Below are 16258 nucleotides of genomic sequence, written 5' to 3'. Positions count from 1 at the left end.
GTCTCCTGTGGGAGCTGGCTTGCCAGCGATGGCGTCGGCACAACCAACATTGATGTCGCCTGACACTCCGCTATCGCTGGCAAGCCAGCTCCCACAAGGTCCGCAGTGACTGAATGTTGCACAAACAAATGTGGGAGCGAGCTTGCTCGCGAAAGCGGTGGGCCAGCCAACATTTCTGTCGACTGACACGAAGCCTTCGCGAGCAAGCTCGCTCCCACAGGGGATATTGCGTGCGTCTGGATTACCGGGTTACTGGCCCGGAATGTCCTTGCGCAGTTTCACCGGGTCTTGCTGCTGTCTCTTCTTGGCCATTGCGCCGCGTAGCTTGATGTTGATCGCTTCCACCGCCAGCGAGAACGCCATGGCGAAGTAGACATAGCCCTTCGGCACATGCACATCGAACGACTCGGCAATCAGTACCGTACCGACCACCAGAAGGAACGACAGCGCCAGCATCTTCAACGACGGGTGCTTGTCGATGAACTCGCTGATCTTGCCCGACGCCAGCATCATCACCAGCACCGCTACGACGATCGCCGCGACCATCACCGGCACGTGGGAAACCATGCCCACTGCGGTGATCACCGAGTCCAGCGAGAAGACGATGTCGATGATCGCAATCTGGATGATGGTGTAGAGGAAGTTGCCGCCCTTGCCACCCGGGGTTTCGTCGCTTTCGTCTTCGCCTTCCAGCGCGTGGTACATCTCTTGCGAGCTCTTCCACAGCAGGAACAGACCACCGAAGAACAGAATCAGGTCACGGCCGGAAATGCCTTGGCCAAACACTTCGAACAGGTCGGCAGTAAGGCGCATGACCCAAGTGATCGACAGCAGCAACAGGATGCGGGTGATCATGGCCAGGCCAAGACCGAAGATCCGGGTGCGCTGCTGCATGTGCTTGGGCATGCGGCTGACCAGGATCGAAATCATGATGATGTTATCGATGCCGAGGACGATTTCCAGGGCGGTCAGGGTGAAGAAGGCAACCCAGATTTCGGGGTTGGTCAGCCATTCCATGTGTATTCCTTTGAGCAATTGTTAAACCGAAAAAGGTCCGGGCTTCAAACCGCGAAGCCAGGACCCGAAACGGTGAGTCTTGGGCTTATAGAGTGCTGAACACCGGGAAAGTCCCCAACAGCAGTGCAGCAATCAGGATGCAGATACAAACCAGGATCGCCCATTTCAGGGTGAAACGCTGGTGGTCACCGAAATCGATGCCAGCCAGGGCCACCAACAGATACGTCGATGGCACCAGCGGGCTCAGCAAGTGGACGGGCTGACCGACGATCGAGGCACGGGCCATTTCCACTGCGGTGATCCCATAGTGGCTGGCCGCTTCGGCCAACACCGGCAACACGCCATAGTAAAACGCATCGTTGGACATGAAGAAGGTGAACGGCATGCTCACCAGCGCCGTGATCACGGCCAGGTATGGGCCGAGGAAATCCGGAATCACCGCCAACAGGCTCTTCGACATCGCATCGACCATGCCGGTGCCGCTCAGGATACCGGTGAAGATACCCGCCGCAAAGATCAGCCCGACCACTGCCAGCACGCTACCGGCGTGAGCCGCGACGCGATCCTTCTGCATCTGCAGGCAAGGGTAGTTGACGATCATGGCAATACTGAACGCGACCATGAACAGCACCGGCAAAGGCAGCAGGCCAGCAATCAGGGTGCACATCAGGCCGAAGGTCAGGGCGCCGTTGAACCAGATCAGTTTTGGACGGCGGGCATCCGGGAACTGCGACACGCTGATTTCGCTGTGATCGATATCATCGCCAACCAGATGCAGCTCACCCAGACGCGCACGCTCACGTTTACCGTAGAAGTAGGCGATGACCAGGATCGCCACCACACCCGCGGCCATGGCCGGAATCATCGGCACGAAAATATCCGACGGGTCGACATGCAACGCACTCGCCGCACGGGCAGTCGGGCCGCCCCACGGGGTCATGTTCATCACGCCACCGGCGAGGATGATCAGGCCGGCCATAATTCGCGGGCTCATGCCGATGCGGCTGTACAGCGGCAGCATGGCGGCCACGCAGATCATGTAAGTGGTCGCGCCGTCACCATCGAGGGAAACGACGAGCGCCAGTACGGCGGTGCCGACCGAAACCTTCAGCGGATCACCCTTGACCAGTTTGAGGATCTTGCGCACGGCCGGGTCAAACAGGCCGGAGTCGATCATCAGGGCGAAATAGAGAATGGCGAACATCAGCATCACGCCAGTCGGCGCCAGCTTGGTGATGCCTTCGAGCATCATCGGGCCGATCTTCGGCGCGAAACCACCGAACAGGGCGAAGACGATCGGGATGATGATCAGAGCGATCAGCGCGGACAGGCGCTTGGTCATGATCAGGAACATGAACGTGATGACCATGGCGAAGCCAAGGAAAGTCAGCATGGGAATACTCCAGGCGTAGCGCGGCTAGTTGAGTGAGCGGATCGGGCGGGATCAGCGCAGAACGGGAAGCACGAGACGTACGGGCGGAGTGACAGCGAAGAGGCGGGTTACAGAGGACATCAGAATCACCATTGTTGTTGTTAATTGGGCCGTTCGTGCGAGGTATCACACGCGTTGGCCAACCGGTCTGTCGCCGGAAGTGGAGGCGATGCTAATCGGGGAAGCTTTCAGCTACCTTTCGCTGAAGAAAGCTTTGGGTGAACGGTCAACCGGTCGTCGGATGCGAACTAAAGTCAATGAACACAGGAAAGAGGGCTTTGACCATGAGCGAAATGCACAGTGGCGGCTGCCATTGCGGACACATTCGTTACCAGTTCAGCGGGGCGTTGCAGGATATCGCCCATTGCCATTGTTCGATTTGTCGCCGAGTCAGCGGCGGCATCGTCACGACCTGGATCACGGTGCCGGCGGCGAATTTTCAATGGCTGGCGCAGAGTCCGGCGCGTTATGACTCGTCGGCCAGTTGCGCTCGGTTCTTCTGCCCGAACTGCGGCGCGCAACTGGCGCTGGTGACATTGCTCAGGCCCGAGAGCATCGACGTGACCATCGCTACCCTTGACCAGCCCGAACTGGCGCCGGCTGAGCGGCATATCTGGACTGACAGCCAGTTACCCTGGCTGCATCTGGATGAGCAACTGCCGAGCGAATCCGAAGAAACGATCTGATCAGAAAACAGACAGATTCAGCGGTCGCATCGCGCCCATCCATATCGCGTGTTCGGTGTGGTCGAGCAAATCATCCCCAGTGTCCGGGTGCAGAAACACCACCAGGCCTTTGCGATTGAGTGCCAGCCACGGCAGCACCTCGCCGATCAACTCAGGGCCGAAGGCCAATTGGCAGCTCCAGTCCGGATGCGGCCCGACCGGGCGCTCATGGACGCGGCCCATTTTCAGAGCAAACAATTGCGCGGCCTGCTCGCACAAGGCCCGCGCCTGCTCGATGGTCCTGGCGTCGAAATAGACATGGGCGTGATAACCCTTGATCGCTTGCATCTAAAAGCCTCTGAATCGGTTCGAACCCTCGGCGTCGCCCGTATGTCACACGCCATACAAGGGATAAGAAAAGGGATCAGCCATGAAAAATGCCGAAACCCCGGCGGTAAAAGTGGTGCTCTATGGTGCCATGAGTAGCCTGGGCAGCGCGTTGATGGCTGAATTGCTGCGTCGTCAGCATGAAGTCATTGCCATTCTCGACGATCTCACCGCGCTCGCGCCGCGTCCCGGACTACGCACCAAGAGCGGCGACCTGTTCGATTCCGAGCGGGTCAATCAAAGTGTGGCCGGCAGTTCGGTGGTCATCTGCTTATTGGATGCGCCGGGTTTGCCATTCAGCAGCGATCACGTTGAGCGCTCTGTCGTACTCGGCCCTGTCGAGCAAGTGCTGGCCGTCGACGCATTGGTCGATGGACTGCAAGCCGCCAACGTTTCGCGGCTGTTTCTGGTGGGCGATTTTGCCGTACTTGATGAGCCGGATGTCGATGATCGCCTGCAACGTCATGCCGCCGAAGAAATCCTTGAAGCCGTGCAAAGCAGCCCGCTGCACTGGACGCTGGTCAATGCTCCGCACGGCGTGGCCGGGCTGACGATTGAGCATTTCAGTCAGGTCGGCGGCAATCTCGAGCCGGGTCTGGCCGAACCGTTGGAGCGTCTGAATCGGGTGGCGGTGGGGATTGCTGATGAGTTGCGGCTGAATCTGCATGTGGGGCAGCACGTGAATTTCGTCGCGACCAGCGAATAGGCCTCTACACAGCGATGGAGGGCAGTGCGAGCCCATTGAGGGATTGCGCATTGCTCGCCTGCTCCGCCATCAACCAATCGACAAATTGTTGAATCAACGCCCCTCGACGTTTGCGCTGCGGCAACACCACGTAATACCCCAGCCGCGACAGCGTCGTTTCAGCAATCGGCCGGCACAACAAACCCTGTCTCAGCAAGTTATCCACAAGGTGCCGCCAACCGATCGCCACGCCCTGGCCACCAATCGCCGCCTGAATCAACAGCGTGTAATTATCGAAGCGCAACTGCCCGGGCGCTGGCGCAGTGGTGATGCCGAGTTGGCGAAACAGGCCACTCCAGTCAAACCAGTTGCTGCTGTTTTCGCCACGCAGGTGCAGCAATGGAAACTCCAGCAACGCCTGAGCGGGCAAGGGCAGGGCACGGTCCTTGAGCAACTGCGGACTGCACACCGGGAACACTTCTTCGCTGAACAACCAGTGACTCTCGCCCTGCTTGAAACGCCCATCGCCGAACAGAATCGCTACATCGATATCCGTACGCAGCATGTTGTGGTTGCGCTCGCTGGTGACGAGGCTGACATCAACGTGAGGATTGGCTTCATGAAAGCGGTGCAAGCGCGGCATCAACCAATACGCAGCGAAGGCAAAATCGGTGGCAACCTGCAGGACTTCATGTTGCTGTTGCGTGCTGATTGCGCTTAATCCTGCATCGATATTCTGCAAACCGAGGGTAACTTGCTCGAACAGGATCGCGCCGATTTCCGTCAATTCGATGCCTCGGTAGATCCGATCAAACAGACGCGTACCGAGTTGCTCTTCCAGCCGTTTGATCTGCTGACTGATCGCCGGTTGCGTAGTGCCCAGCTCTACCGATGCGGCGGTAAAACTGCGCTGTCGCGCCGCCGCCTCGAAAGCGCGCAACAGGTCGAGCGACAGATCACCCAAGGCTTCATACATAAGCAGTGCTTATCCTAGTCATTGTCCGGCGCGGGCTTTACCGGATACAGCATGGACTTCATGCTCGATCGCAGCAATGTCGCATAAATATTCACTATGGAATGCCGCGATCACATGAAGCGCAAGAATATTCTTTTCATCATGGCCGATCAGATGGCCGCGCCAATGTTGCCGTTCTACGGCCCTTCGCCGATCAAACTGCCGAATCTCTCTCGCCTCGCCGAACAAGGCGTGGTGTTCGACGCCGCTTACTGCAACAGCCCTCTGTGCGCGCCATCGCGTTTTACTCTGGTCAGTGGCCAGTTGCCGAGCAAGATCGGCGCTTATGACAACGCTGCTGATTTCCCCGCCGATGTTCCGACTTACGCCCATTACCTGCGCCGTCTCGGCTACCGCACCGCGTTGTCGGGCAAGATGCATTTCTGTGGCCCCGATCAGCTGCACGGCTACGAAGAACGCCTGACCAGCGATATCTACCCGGCCGATTACGGTTGGGCGGTGAACTGGGATGAGCCGGATGTGCGGCCGAGCTGGTATCACAACATGTCTTCGGTATTACAGGCCGGACCGTGTGTGCGTACCAACCAACTCGATTTCGATGAAGAGGTGGTGTTCAAGGCGCAGCAGTATCTGTTCGATCACATTCGCGAGGATGGCGATCAGCCGTTCTGCCTGACCGTCTCGATGACTCACCCACACGACCCGTACACAATTCCCAGGGCGTTCTGGGATTTGTACGACGATGCCGATATCCCGTTGCCTACAACCCCGGCTCAACATGAACTCGATCCACACTCCCAGCGTCTGCTCAAGGTTTACGACCTGTGGGACAAGCCGCTGCCTGTGGATAAGATTCGCGATGCACGCCGGGCGTACTTCGGCGCGTGCAGCTATATCGATGCTAACGTCGGCAAACTCCTGCAAACGCTGGAAGAAACCGGTCTGATCGACGACACCATCATTGTCTTCTCCGGCGACCACGGCGACATGCTTGGCGAGAAAGGCCTCTGGTACAAAATGCACTGGTACGAAATGGCAGCCCGTGTGCCCCTGTTGATAAGTGCGCCGGGGCAGTTCGATTCAGGCCGCGTCAGCGCTGCCGTTTCGACCGCCGATCTGCTGCCGACATTTGTTGAACTGGCCGGAGGCACGCTGGAACCGAGCTTGCCGCTGGACGGCCGCTCACTGGTATCGCACCTGCAAGGGCAGGGCGGTCATGACGAAGTATTTGGCGAATACATGGCCGAAGGCACCATCAGCCCGTTGATGATGATCCGTCGCGGCGCCTACAAATTTATCTACAGTGAAAGCGACCCTTGCCTACTGTTCGACGTAAGTAACGATCCGTGCGAACTGGAAGAACTCAGCAAATCGCCGCAGCATCGCCAGCTTTTCGACGAATTTCTCGTTGAAGCGCGAGCCAAATGGGATATTCCGGCGATTCACCGAGAGGTCCTCGCCAGCCAGCGCCGCCGGCGTTTTGTTGCCGACGCACTGACCATCGGCAAGCTGAAGAGCTGGGATCACCAGCCACTGGTGGACGCCAGTCAGCAGTACATGCGCAACCACATCGACCTCGATGATCTGGAGCGCAAAGCACGTTATCCACAACCCTGCCAAAACCAATAATGTTAAGGGGAAGTCCATGCGTAAGTTATCCACAGTAGTGACGATTGGCCTGCTCGCGGTAAGCAGCGCTTCGGCCTTCGCCGAGCAGAGTTGCGACACGGTGAAGATGGCCGACCCGGGCTGGAGCGACATCGCCGCGACCAACGCCATCACCGGGTTTCTGCTGGACGGCATGGGCTACAAGGCCAAGGTCGACACCCTTGCGGTGCCGATCACCTTTGGCGGTTTGAAGGACGGTCAAGTGGATGTGTTCCTCGGCAACTGGATGCCGGCGCAGCAGGGCTTCTACGACAAGTTCGTCGCCACCGGTGACGTCACGCAACTGGCGAAGAATCTCGACGGCACCGAGTTCACTCTCGCAGTGCCGGACTATGTGTGGGACGCGGGTGTGCATGACTTTGCCGACCTGAACAAATACGCGGACAAGTTCGAGCGCAAGATCTACGGCATCGGCTCCGGCGCGCCGGCCAACATCTCGTTGCAGGAAATCATCAAGAAGAACGACTTCGACATGGGCCAGTGGAAGCTGATCGAATCCAGCGAACAGGCGATGCTGGCGGAAGTGTCGCGGGCGGTGAAGAAACAGAAATTCGTCACCTTCCTCGGCTGGACCCCGCACCCGATGAATGTGCAGTTGAAAATGCATTATCTGAAAGGCGGCGAGAAGTACTTTGGCGATACCGGCAGTGTTTTTACGTTGACGCGCAAGGGCTATGCCGAGGCGTGTCCGAATGTGGGTAAGTTGCTGACCAATCTGTCGTTCACGCAGGAGATGGAAAACAGCATCATGGCTGAGGTGGTGAACAAGAAGGTCAGCAATGCCGAGGCAGCGAAGGCGTGGATCAAGGCGAATCCGGCGGTGCTGGATAAGTGGCTGGATGGGGTGAAGACCGTAGATGGCAAGGATGCGCTGGCGGCGGTGAAAGCGAAGCTTTGATTGTGGGGTGGTTGGAATTGGGTTTGGCTTGAGATTTTTGCCTCCTCACCCCAGCCCTCTCCCCCAGGGGGGCGAGGGGAAAGGGAGCCGATCGTTGTTGGATTCTAAACTTGCGCTCAACTCCGAAATTGCAGGTCGGTGCATCTCCACCAAACACCTCGGTCAGTCCCCTCTCCCTCCGGGAGAGGGCTAGGGTGAGGGCCCTTTCCCTGACACCCTGATAACCTTGAACAAAACCCCAACCGCGAGGACTCATGGCCTTCCCCAGCCGCCACTCTCTCTTGCCCTTCCTCACCTGGCTACCGCGGCAAACACGTGCCAGCGTCGGACGGGACCTGATCGTCGGCCTCAGCGGCGCAATTCTCGCGTTACCTCAGTCGATTGCCTACGCACTGATCGCCGGCCTGCCACCCGAATATGGCCTCTACGCCGCAATCATTCCGGTATTGATCGCTTGCCTGTGGGGTTCATCGTGGCATCTGATCTGCGGCCCGACAGCGGCCATTTCGATCGTGCTGTACGCCAGCGTCAGCCCTTTGGCCGTACCCGCATCACAGGACTACATCACGCTGATCCTGCTGCTGACCTTCCTCGCCGGGATTTTCCAGTGGCTGCTCGGTTTGCTGCGCTTCGGCGCTTTGGTGAATTTCGTTTCGCACTCGGTGGTGCTGGGGTTCACCCTCGGCGCGGCGGTGGTGATAGCCATCGGGCAATTGCCGAATCTGCTGGGGTTGGATCTGCCGGCCAAGGCTACGGCGCTGGCGAGTCTGATGGATCTGCTGCAACACCTCCGGGCTGTGGATAAACCTTCGCTGGTACTGGGCGTAGCCACGGTGGTCGTCGGCTTGCTGCTCAAACAATTGCTGCCACGCTGGCCGACGCTGCTGATCACGCTGGTGCTGGCCAGTCTATTGGTATGGCTGTGGCCGGCGATGTTCGGCCATGTGCATCTGGTCAGCGCATTCGTCGGGCGGTTGCCACCGTTCAGTGGGTTGCCGCTGGATCTGGATTTGATCTTGCGCCTGCTGCCGAGTGCAGTCGCGGTGGGCATGCTCGGGCTGGTCACCAGCCTGTCGATTGCCCGCTCGATTTCGGCGCGTTCGCAGCAGTTGCTCGATGCCAATCAGGAAGTCCGCGCACAAGGTTTATCGAATATTGTCGGCGCGTTCTTTTCCGGATCGTTGTCCGCCGGATCGTTTACCCGTTCGGGCCTCAGTTACGAGGCGGGCGCATGTTCACCGCTGGCCGGGGTGTTTTCAGCGATTTGGGTGGCGTTGTTTGCGATTTTTGGCGCGGAGCTGATTTCGCACATTCCGATTCCGGCGATGGCGGGCAGCATTCTTTTGATTGCCTGGGGCCTGGTCGATCATCGCGGGATTCGCGCCTTGCTACGTGTCAGTCGTGCCGAGTTCGTGGTGATGGCCCTGACTTGTCTGGCGACGTTGCTGCTGGAGTTGCAGACAGCGATTTATGCCGGTGTGCTGGCCTCGCTGTTCTTCTACCTCAAGCGCACCTCGCAACCGCGCGTGCAGCATTGGCGCGACGGTGAGGACGATATTTTGCGCGTCGGCGGCTCGATCTTTTTCGGCGCCAGCCATTACCTGCAAGTGCGCCTGCAACGCATGCATGGCGCGCGGGTGGTGATCGAGGCGCAGCAGATCAACTTCATCGACTATTCAGGGGTGGAGATGCTCCATCAGGAGGCGCGGCGGTTATTGAGCCAGAATCGCAGCCTGACCTTGCGCCGGGCGCGGCCACAGGTGGTGGAGGAGTTGAGGAAGCTTGAGGGGCCGGAGAAATGTCCGATCCGGTTTGAGGATTGATCAAAGACCGGCGGTGCGGCCATTCGCGAGCAAGCTCGCTCCCACATTTGATCGCATTCCACTGTGGGAGCGAGCTTGCTCGCGAAGCTTTTAAAGGGCCAACTGGCGGCGCAGTTCGGCTAATACTGGCGCCGTGTCCGGGCGTACGCCGCGCCACAGGTAAAATGCCTCAGCCGCCTGCTCAGCAAGCATCCCCAAGCCATCCATCGCCACCGCCGCGCCATGCTCACTGGCCCAACGGCAGAACGCGGTCGGTTCCTTGCCATACATCATGTCGTAGCACAGGGTCTTGCCCGGCTCGATCAGGCTCGGTGCAATCGGCGGCACGTCGCCGGTCAGGCTCGCCGACGTGGCGTTGATGATCACGTCCACCGGCTCGCGCAACCAGTCGAAACCACTGGCCGACACCGGTCCCAAATCGCAGAACAACTCCGCCAGCAACTCAGCCTTGTCCACCGTGCGATTGGCAATGATCACCGACGCTGGTTTCTCCGCCAGCAACGGCTCCAGCGCCCCGCGCACTGCGCCACCCGCACCGAGCAGCAGGATGCGTTTGCCGGTCAGGCTGAACCCGGCGTTCACCGTCAGATCACGCACCAGCCCCGCACCATCGGTGTTATCGCCAAGCAGCGAGTCATCGGCCAGTTTGCTCAAGGTATTTACCGCGCCAGCACGTTGCGCCCGGGCGGTCAGGCTGTTGGCCAGACGATAGGCGTCTTCCTTGAACGGCACGGTAACGTTGGCGCCGCGACCTTCCTGGAAAAACGCCGTGGCGCAGCCATTGAAATCATCGAGCGGCGCCAGCAGCGTGCTGTAGTCGAGGAGTTGACCAGTCTGTTCGGCGAACAGCTTGTGAATCATCGGCGATTTGCTGTGGCCGATCGGGTTACCGAAAACGACGTAACGATCCATCAGAAATCCTCAGGCCTCGGCCAGCCAGTCGCGGTCCTGCAGGAAGTAGTCGGTCAGGCGCGCTTCTTCGCTGCCAGGCTCGGCCTTCCAGTCGTAGCCCCAGCGCACTTGCGGCGGCAGCGACATCAGAATCGACTCGGTACGCCCACCCGATTGCAGGCCGAACAGCGTGCCACGGTCGTAAACCAGGTTGAACTCGACGTAGCGGCCACGGCGGAATTCCTGGAACTCACGCTGCTGCGCGGTGAAGGCATCGTTTTTACGGCGCTGCACGATCGGCAGGTAGGCGTCGATGTAAGCGTCGCCGATGGCGCGCATGAAGGCGAAGCTGGTATCGAAGTCCCACTCGTTCAGGTCATCGAAGAACAGACCGCCGATGCCGCGCGGTTCGTGGCGATGCTTGATGTGGAAGTAGGTGTCGCACCAGGCTTTATAGCGCGGGTAGACATCCGCCCCGAACGGCGCGCAGGCCTGTTCGGCGACGCGGTGCCAGTGGATGCAGTCTTCTTCGTTGCCGTAATACGGGGTCAGGTCGAAGCCGCCGCCGAACCACCAGACAGGCTCTTCACCTTCCTTCTCGGCGATGAAAAACCGTACGTTGGCGTGGGACGTCGGCACATGCGGGTTGTGCGGGTGGATCACCAGCGACACGCCGAGGGCTTCAAAACCGCGACCGGCCAATTCAGGGCGATGCGCGCTCGCCGAAGGCGGCAAACCGCTGCCGAAGACGTGGGAAAAGTTGACGCCGCCCTTTTCGATCAGCGTGCCGTTCTCGATCACGCGGGTACGACCGCCACCGCCGGCGGGCCGGGTCCAGGCGTCTTCGACGAAGCGCGTGCCGCCGTCTTCGGTTTCGAGGACAGCGCAGATGCGGTCTTGCAGGTCGAGCAGATAGGCCTTTACGGCGTCGGTGCGGGTCGTCATGGCTTCACCTTGAATCGGGCGCCGCCACGGCAGACGGGCGACGCAAATGGGCGCGTAGCATACCACCGCGCAACGACGCGCCGCAGTTGACGAAGATCAAGCATGGGAGTTGGATAGGGGGCTTACAAAAGACCCAAGGAGAGCAGGCAGATGGCAAAGCGTATCCAGTTCCGCGCCCACGGCGGTCCCGAAGTGCTCGAATATGTTGACTACCAACCCGCCGCGCCCGGCCCCAATCAAGTGCGCGTGGCCAACAAGGCGATCGGCCTGAACTTCATCGATACCTATTTCCGCAGCGGCCTGTATGCACCGCCCGCCTTGCCGTCCGGCCTGGGTGCTGAAGGTGCGGGCATCGTCGATGCCGTGGGCAGCGACGTCACCCGGTTCAAGGTCGGTGATCGCGTCGCCTATGGCAGTGGTCCATTGGGGGCCTACAGCGAATTGCATGTGCTGCCCCAAGACAATCTGGTGCACCTGCCCGACGAAATCAGTTTCGAAACGGCTGCCGGGGTCATGCTCAAGGGCCTGACCGTGCAATACCTGCTGCGCCAGACCTACGAACTCAAGGGTGGCGAAACCATTCTGTTCCACGCGGCGGCAGGCGGCGTCGGTTCACTGGCCTGCCAATGGGCCAAAGCGTTAGGCGTGAAGCTGATCGGCACCGTCAGTTCCAAAGACAAAGCCGAGCTGGCCAAGGCCAATGGTGCTTGGGCGACCATCGATTACAGCCACGAAAACGTCGCGCAGCGCGTGCTCGAATTGACCGATGGCAAGAAAGTCCCGGTGGTCTACGACGGCGTCGGCAAGGACACTTGGCTGACCTCGCTCGACAGCGTATCCGCACGCGGCCTGGTCGTGAGCTTCGGCAATGCTTCCGGCGCGGTGGACGGGGTGAACCTGGGCATTCTCGCCGCCAAGGGTTCGCTCTACGTGACCCGGCCGACGTTGGCGACTTATGCCAACAATGCTGAGAATCTGCAGCGAATGGCTGATGAACTGTTCGAGATGATCATCAGCGGCAAGTTGAAGGTGGACATCAGCCAGCGATATCCACTGGCTGACGCGGCGAAGGCGCAAACGGAACTGTCGGCGCGGCGCACCACTGGCTCCACCGTTCTGCTGCCCTGATACGTAGCCAGCCAACGAAGCCCCCCGGACGAGTCTTCATGACTCGCCCGAGGCGCCTCGCAACTCAACAAAGAATGGTGTTTTGCCGGCCACGGTGGTTGCAAAGTCACCACGAGCCAGACGCCGCACCTGCAAGCCCAGCACTCCTGGCAGTCCGAGCAATGCGCTCGCTTGCGCCTCGTTGTGCAAAGCCTGTTCGATAACGCGTTCTGCACCGGCCGGCAATCTCTCCTGCGCGATGAGCAGCCACATGTGCGCGCCGTCGGTCTGTCGATCGATTTGCACCTGCACATCCGAAGCATGCAGTTCGGGCAACGCCTCTGCGAGGACACATAGAACCTGCCGCTGAGTGATGATCGCACCGCCCAGTTTGATCGAGGTTTCGACTCGCCCCTGCAGCTCCAGTATTGGCAGAGCACTGCCACAGGCACAATCTGATTGCCTGCCCAGGATTCGTCCACGGTCGTCAATGCGATATCGCAGCAACGGCGCGTGATCGGGCAGCAAAGGCGTCAGCAGAAACTCGCCGGTTTCACCGTCGGCCATCGCTCGCAGGCTGACGGGATCAACCACTTCCAGCAGCATGGCGTCCGCATGCAGATGATAGAAACCATGTTCGAGGTGTGCGCACTGGAAGCCGATCGGCCCTGTCTCCGTTGAGCTATAGCCCAATGACCGTATGCTCAAGGCCGGCCAGTCCCGGGCCAGTTGCTCGCGTAGAGGCTGGTGGCAAGGTTCTCCAATGTAGTAGAGCCATCTCAGACTGCTCAACTGCGCCTTATCGACATCGGCATGATTGAACAGCGCCGCCGCAAAAGAGGGGGTGCAGATCAGTGCATCGGCCGCTTGTGAATGAATCAACCCGGCTATGCGCTGAGCGCCCATCAGTGCGCCGGCGGGCAGCAGGCGCGCGCCAATGTGCTGGACGATGGCCGACGCGTATTGAAAGGCACCCTGCACTTCACCGGGCGTGAGGCAATTGATGACGACACGGGGATGTTCATCGGACGCAGCGAACATCCGCGCGCCCAAGGGTACGATGCTTTCGTTGAATGCCCAGGAATGGGTAATGTGCTTGCGATTACCGGTGCTGCCACCCGAGGTCAGGGTCAGCCCGCCACCCGGCGCACGGTGTGACGCCTCACCGAGTTGAGTAAACAGCAATCCACCCTGTTCGTCCTCCACACTCAGGATCGGTAGCCGATGCAGGTCCTCTGCGGTCTGTACGTGCCGAATCTGTGGGCAAAACGTGCAGAACCATGGCAGTGATCGCGCATGGGCCAACTTTCTCGCAAAGGCCTCCGTAGCTGCCGCGTGAACCGCCGTCGAACTGGCGTGCCGAATCGGATCACTGCGCATGCTGCGGCTCTCCCTGACGAATGCCCAGTTCAGCGAACCCGTCACTGACGGCACCGGCCAGATGTTCCAACTGGGCCTGGCTGTGATTCGCGCTGATGGCCAGCCGCAGGATCGCTTCGCCTTTTGCCACCACCGGAAACACCGCGGTGGTGACCGCGATGGCTTGCCGACGCAGGTGCAACGCCAGGTTGATGGCGTCACGCTCGGCGCCGACCCGGACGAAACGTATGGGTGAAGCAATCTGGTGATTACCCAGCACAGGCCCGAACAGATCATCGATGACCGCCACATTTCGCCATAGCGAGGCCTGCAACCGGCCCAACTGCGCAGAAAGATGAATACTGGCCGAGGCGACTGCCGCACCGACACCGCCCATGGACAGTGGCCCCCCGAACGTATAAGTCGACGCATGGCGCCGAATCATCTCGGCATCGGCCGACGTCAGCACCGTAATTGCACCGCCGGTTGCGCCGAAGGCTTTGGACAATGACGACAGCAGGATCAAACGATCGCGCAATGGCTCAGCAGCGACATCAAGCGCATAACCGCCCCCGGTCAGGCCATGAATCGACGTGCCGTGAGCGTCATCCGCATACAGATAACCCTCAAAGCGCTCAGCCAGTTGCAGCAGTCGATTGACGGGATAAAGGCCCCGCATCGAGCCAATGCTGTCAGTCAGAATAATGGGCGTATTGCCGGCAGCAACAACGGCGGAACAAGCGTCTTCGACTTGCTGAAGATCACTGCAATCGCAGCGCTGCACGGGGCCGAACTGCCACAGAATGCCTTGCAGCACTTGCATCGACGCATGAGCAGCGCGGTCAACGATCCAGCCTGGCCCACGCCGCAAGGGATACGACGGCAACTCACCGGAACCCAATAGCGGCAAACAACCGAGATGGGCACTGCCCACCGAATTGAAAGTCACCGTATGCCCCTGGAATATGCGGTTCAACTGCTCATCAAGTTCACGCATCGGCGGCAGCAGTGCTCGGGTCCGGGCGGCCGCGAATTGCACACCGAAAGACTCCACGGCTTGCACTGCGCCTTGAATCAGACGGGGATCGCTCTCAAGTCCCAGATAGGAACATGAGAGAAACTCGGTCAACTGCTCGCCATTGCCCAGCTCGACGACCTTGCCCTCGCGCTTTACCAACTTCAGGCCATTGAGGCCGGCATCGAATAATTGCTGCTGATCGTCACGGGCCTGGCGGACGCGGTTCTTGACCCAATTGACGGTCGGATGAGGTGTATTCATCGAGATACCTGCACAGGTGAGGTCTGGCGATAGACCTGTACTCGCCAGAGTTGGGTTTTTTCACGTGCGATTGCGTCCTGAAACTGCGCGGTAACGTCGCAGAAGCCATTGCAATCGGGCCTGACCACATGCAAATGGCCACGAATGACCGTCAGCGCATGTTTGCCCAAGGCTGGCTGAATTCGCTGCAGGACACGGGTGCCAATCGCCGGGGGCAGGAATGAAGGCACGTCGGAAAGCGAGACAAAATCGACATCCCTGCACGGGGCAACGCAGTCGAAAATGTCGCCCTGAACCACGGACAACTCGCACCCCTGGAGTGCCCTACGAGCCCGCTGGAATAGCTGCGGATCACACTCAAGCGGCAAGCCTTGCGGATATCGCAGTTCACCGAAGAACAGCATTTGCAGGAAAAAGCTTTCGCGCACCACTTGAGTGGTAAACAAGGTATGGAAAATACCCAGATACACCTCGCGGGAGCGGATCCCCAGGTTGTTGCGAGGAAATGCGCCCCGGTACAGCAGCGAATTGAGCACCGCTGCATTACCCAACAATGCGATCACGGCCTTCCAGCGCTTTAGGGGGAAGTGTCGTCGGTAATAAGCTGATTGCTCACCGAGGTCGCGGCACTGGAAAATCGCCCGGCCCGCTTTGCCGGTGAACAGTCCGTTGATCTTTGCCAGCCGCTGCAAAGTCTGCTCAAAAGCCCCCATGTACACCGGTGCCCCCCAGTGACGAGAATGAAACAAGTCCGCCAGCCAGCGGCGATCCGGCGGAGGCAGGTTCAGATGGCGAAAAATGGACTGGCGCCGTTTCGCAGAGGCCCCCGACAGGAACCCCATGAAGTCCATGAATGACTCGTGATCGGTCTGCTCCAGCAGGGCAAAACGCAAGCGGGTAAAAGCCAGTTGCGGCGCACTGATATCAACGCAGGTCATGCGGGCCGGACTGCGGGCCAGCAATGGCAGAAGCCGACCACCACAACCGGAAACGCCCACCACGTGCCTGGCATGCTGAGGAAGAAGGGCGTACTCGAGCGCCGTGTCTTCATCCCCGAGCGAGTAGTTCAACCGCTCGAAGTAATCAGCCATCTCGACCTCCGCCTGTCCATTTTGACAATGCATGT

The 16258-nt window shown here is 59.6% G+C and carries 15 protein-coding genes; 6 read left to right on the top strand and 9 right to left on the bottom strand.

Annotation, left to right across the window (positions count from 1 at the left end; genetic code table 11):
* Positions 1–249: 249 nt before the first annotated feature.
* Both HUW52_RS01255 and HUW52_RS01250 read right to left on the bottom strand, forming a co-directional pair.
* Entirely contained in the window at positions 250–1017 is a 768-nt protein-coding gene (locus HUW52_RS01255; RefSeq protein WP_007911817.1) for a TerC family protein, read from the bottom strand.
* 85 nt (positions 1018–1102) lie between these two features.
* Positions 1103–2410, bottom strand: coding sequence for a CitMHS family transporter (locus HUW52_RS01250; RefSeq protein WP_007911819.1), 1308 nt, complete (start codon positions 2408–2410; stop codon positions 1103–1105).
* Between the two features lie 323 nt (positions 2411–2733).
* Here HUW52_RS01250 and HUW52_RS01245 point away from each other — a divergent pair, with 323 nt between their 5' ends.
* Positions 2734–3135 (top strand): GFA family protein, encoded by a 402-nt coding sequence (locus HUW52_RS01245; protein WP_175552772.1) that lies wholly within the window; start codon positions 2734–2736, stop codon positions 3133–3135.
* On the opposite strand, the gene HUW52_RS01240 is transcribed toward HUW52_RS01245, so the two are convergent.
* Complete coding sequence (locus HUW52_RS01240; RefSeq protein ID WP_016986424.1) at positions 3136–3462, bottom strand: DOPA 4,5-dioxygenase family protein; 327 nt, start codon at positions 3460–3462, stop codon at positions 3136–3138.
* Between the two features lie 82 nt (positions 3463–3544).
* On the opposite strand from HUW52_RS01240, the gene HUW52_RS01235 reads away from it, so the two are divergent.
* Positions 3545–4207, top strand: coding sequence for an NAD(P)-dependent oxidoreductase (locus HUW52_RS01235; protein ID WP_175552771.1), 663 nt, complete (start codon positions 3545–3547; stop codon positions 4205–4207).
* Positions 4208–4211: 4 nt separating this feature from the next.
* Here the strand turns inward: HUW52_RS01235 and HUW52_RS01230 are convergent, their stop codons facing one another.
* On the bottom strand, positions 4212–5162 hold the full coding sequence (locus HUW52_RS01230) for a LysR family transcriptional regulator (protein ID WP_175552770.1): 951 nt from the start codon (positions 5160–5162) through the stop codon (positions 4212–4214).
* 114 nt (positions 5163–5276) lie between these two features.
* On the opposite strand from HUW52_RS01230, the gene betC reads away from it, so the two are divergent.
* The 3 genes from betC to HUW52_RS01215 all read left to right on the top strand — a co-directional run bounded on the left by betC (position 5277) and on the right by HUW52_RS01215 (position 9551).
* Positions 5277–6791: a choline-sulfatase gene (gene betC / locus HUW52_RS01225; RefSeq protein WP_175552769.1), complete on the top strand. Its 1515-nt coding sequence runs from the start codon at positions 5277–5279 to the stop codon at positions 6789–6791.
* Between the two features lie 16 nt (positions 6792–6807).
* Positions 6808–7728, top strand: a complete 921-nt coding sequence (gene choX, locus HUW52_RS01220; protein ID WP_175552768.1) for a choline ABC transporter substrate-binding protein — start codon at positions 6808–6810, stop codon at positions 7726–7728.
* Positions 7729–7982: 254 nt separating this feature from the next.
* Positions 7983–9551 (top strand): SulP family inorganic anion transporter, encoded by a 1569-nt coding sequence (locus HUW52_RS01215; RefSeq protein ID WP_016984098.1) that lies wholly within the window; start codon positions 7983–7985, stop codon positions 9549–9551.
* A 90-nt stretch (positions 9552–9641) separates the two neighbouring features.
* Here HUW52_RS01215 and aroE read toward each other — a convergent pair whose 3' ends face one another.
* Complete coding sequence (gene aroE / locus HUW52_RS01210) at positions 9642–10463, bottom strand: shikimate dehydrogenase (protein ID WP_175552767.1); 822 nt, start codon at positions 10461–10463, stop codon at positions 9642–9644.
* Positions 10464–10472: 9 nt separating this feature from the next.
* A complete protein-coding gene (gene hemF, locus HUW52_RS01205) occupies positions 10473–11387 on the bottom strand; it encodes an oxygen-dependent coproporphyrinogen oxidase (RefSeq protein WP_175552766.1) in 915 nt (304 codons plus the stop codon).
* A 150-nt stretch (positions 11388–11537) separates the two neighbouring features.
* Between hemF and HUW52_RS01200 the strand changes: the two genes are divergently transcribed.
* On the top strand, positions 11538–12515 hold the full coding sequence (locus tag HUW52_RS01200) for an NADPH:quinone reductase (protein WP_175552765.1): 978 nt from the start codon (positions 11538–11540) through the stop codon (positions 12513–12515).
* A gap of 36 nt (positions 12516–12551) precedes the next feature.
* Here the strand turns inward: HUW52_RS01200 and HUW52_RS01195 are convergent, their stop codons facing one another.
* From HUW52_RS01195 to HUW52_RS01185, 3 genes are read right to left on the bottom strand one after another with little or no spacing between them, the layout of a single operon-like run.
* Positions 12552–13874, bottom strand: coding sequence for a phenylacetate--CoA ligase family protein (locus HUW52_RS01195; protein ID WP_175552764.1), 1323 nt, complete (start codon positions 13872–13874; stop codon positions 12552–12554).
* A complete protein-coding gene (locus tag HUW52_RS01190) occupies positions 13864–15132 on the bottom strand; it encodes an aminotransferase class I/II-fold pyridoxal phosphate-dependent enzyme (protein ID WP_175552763.1) in 1269 nt (422 codons plus the stop codon). Before HUW52_RS01190 ends, HUW52_RS01195 begins: the two co-directional genes overlap by 11 nt.
* Complete coding sequence (locus HUW52_RS01185) at positions 15129–16223, bottom strand: DUF3419 family protein (protein ID WP_256667895.1); 1095 nt, start codon at positions 16221–16223, stop codon at positions 15129–15131. Before HUW52_RS01185 ends, HUW52_RS01190 begins: the two co-directional genes overlap by 4 nt.
* Between the last annotated feature and the right edge of the window lie 35 nt (positions 16224–16258).

Source organism: Pseudomonas sp. 43A (assembly GCF_013363935.1).
Lineage (GTDB): Bacteria > Pseudomonadota > Gammaproteobacteria > Pseudomonadales > Pseudomonadaceae > Aquipseudomonas > Aquipseudomonas crudilactis.
This window is presented reverse-complemented; position numbering and strand designations above follow the sequence as displayed.

Bases quoted from the DNA above. Each gene is read 5' to 3' on its own strand.
- HUW52_RS01230 (WP_175552770.1), bottom strand. From the start codon at position 5,162: ATGTATGAAGCCTTGGGTGATCTGTCGCTCGACCTGTTGCGCGCTTTC.
- HUW52_RS01235 (WP_175552771.1), top strand. From the start codon at position 3,545: ATGAAAAATGCCGAAACCCCGGCGGTAAAAGTGGTGCTCTATGGTGCC.
- HUW52_RS01245 (WP_175552772.1), top strand. From the start codon at position 2,734: ATGAGCGAAATGCACAGTGGCGGCTGCCATTGCGGACACATTCGTTAC.
- choX (WP_175552768.1), top strand. From the start codon at position 6,808: ATGCGTAAGTTATCCACAGTAGTGACGATTGGCCTGCTCGCGGTAAGC.
- aroE (WP_175552767.1), bottom strand. From the start codon at position 10,463: ATGGATCGTTACGTCGTTTTCGGTAACCCGATCGGCCACAGCAAATCG.
- HUW52_RS01195 (WP_175552764.1), bottom strand. From the start codon at position 13,874: ATGCGCAGTGATCCGATTCGGCACGCCAGTTCGACGGCGGTTCACGCG.
- HUW52_RS01250 (WP_007911819.1), bottom strand. From the start codon at position 2,410: ATGCTGACTTTCCTTGGCTTCGCCATGGTCATCACGTTCATGTTCCTG.
- betC (WP_175552769.1), top strand. From the start codon at position 5,277: ATGAAGCGCAAGAATATTCTTTTCATCATGGCCGATCAGATGGCCGCG.
- HUW52_RS01185 (WP_256667895.1), bottom strand. From the start codon at position 16,223: ATGGCTGATTACTTCGAGCGGTTGAACTACTCGCTCGGGGATGAAGAC.
- HUW52_RS01240 (WP_016986424.1), bottom strand. From the start codon at position 3,462: ATGCAAGCGATCAAGGGTTATCACGCCCATGTCTATTTCGACGCCAGG.
- HUW52_RS01215 (WP_016984098.1), top strand. From the start codon at position 7,983: ATGGCCTTCCCCAGCCGCCACTCTCTCTTGCCCTTCCTCACCTGGCTA.
- HUW52_RS01200 (WP_175552765.1), top strand. From the start codon at position 11,538: ATGGCAAAGCGTATCCAGTTCCGCGCCCACGGCGGTCCCGAAGTGCTC.
- hemF (WP_175552766.1), bottom strand. From the start codon at position 11,387: ATGACGACCCGCACCGACGCCGTAAAGGCCTATCTGCTCGACCTGCAA.
- HUW52_RS01190 (WP_175552763.1), bottom strand. From the start codon at position 15,132: ATGAATACACCTCATCCGACCGTCAATTGGGTCAAGAACCGCGTCCGC.
- HUW52_RS01255 (WP_007911817.1), bottom strand. From the start codon at position 1,017: ATGGAATGGCTGACCAACCCCGAAATCTGGGTTGCCTTCTTCACCCTG.